The organism is Vogesella mureinivorans (assembly GCF_007644035.1).
Lineage (GTDB): Bacteria > Pseudomonadota > Gammaproteobacteria > Burkholderiales > Chromobacteriaceae > Vogesella > Vogesella mureinivorans.
This window is the reverse complement of the sequence record NZ_VMTV02000630.1, coordinates 1-602: the sequence shown is the minus strand read 5'-3', so window position 1 is coordinate 602 and position 602 is coordinate 1. Positions and strand designations below refer to the sequence as shown.

General features: G+C 36.4%; 2 protein-coding genes. Both read left to right on the top strand.

Features of this window, described 5'->3' with window-relative positions; translation table 11 throughout:
• A partial coding sequence (locus tag FLQ44_RS17000) for a TolC family protein (RefSeq protein WP_170253017.1) occupies positions 1-405 on the top strand: 405 nt, incomplete at its 5' end.
• On the top strand, positions 371-602 hold a 232-nt coding region (locus FLQ44_RS16995; protein ID WP_206208942.1), incomplete at its 3' end, for a hypothetical protein. The genes FLQ44_RS17000 and FLQ44_RS16995, both read left to right, overlap by 35 nt.

Here is a 602-nt window from a genome sequence, read left to right as displayed (position 1 = left end):
TACAACTTATTCTCAGGCATTGATAAAAATAAAAATGTACAAGCTGCTGAATTGCAGCGATATGCAACTGAATTAATGACTGCACGTACCCAACAAGAGATTGAGAATATTATTTACAAATCTTATAGTGAGTTAAGTACAGCCCAACAATCCAACCAACTTTTACAACAAAATGAACAAGCTGCGCTCGAAAATCTCCGTATTCAGCAATTGTCATTTAAAGAAGATATGGGGACAGCGAGCCAAGTGATTGATGCACAGAATCAATTGAGTGTATTAAAAACTGAAAAAGCACTCAATGCTTATAAATATGTAATGGCTTTGGCGACCCTACTGCAAAGTCATGGCTCAATTTCTCAGTTCAAAGACTATGTTAATCAAACCAACACCGATTTTATTCGTTGAAGATGGAGCTAAAAATGCCACTGAGGATAGTCTAACCTTATTTGGTTGGGATGGTGACTTGATGATTTGGGAGTCGCAACGATCAAACAAAGAAAAAGAAAACTACACCAAACACTATGTTTATGAACCAGATAGCTTTGTACCGTTATTACAAACAGGCTATACCCGTTTTATTATCGAAAAAACCCACTCTTTCT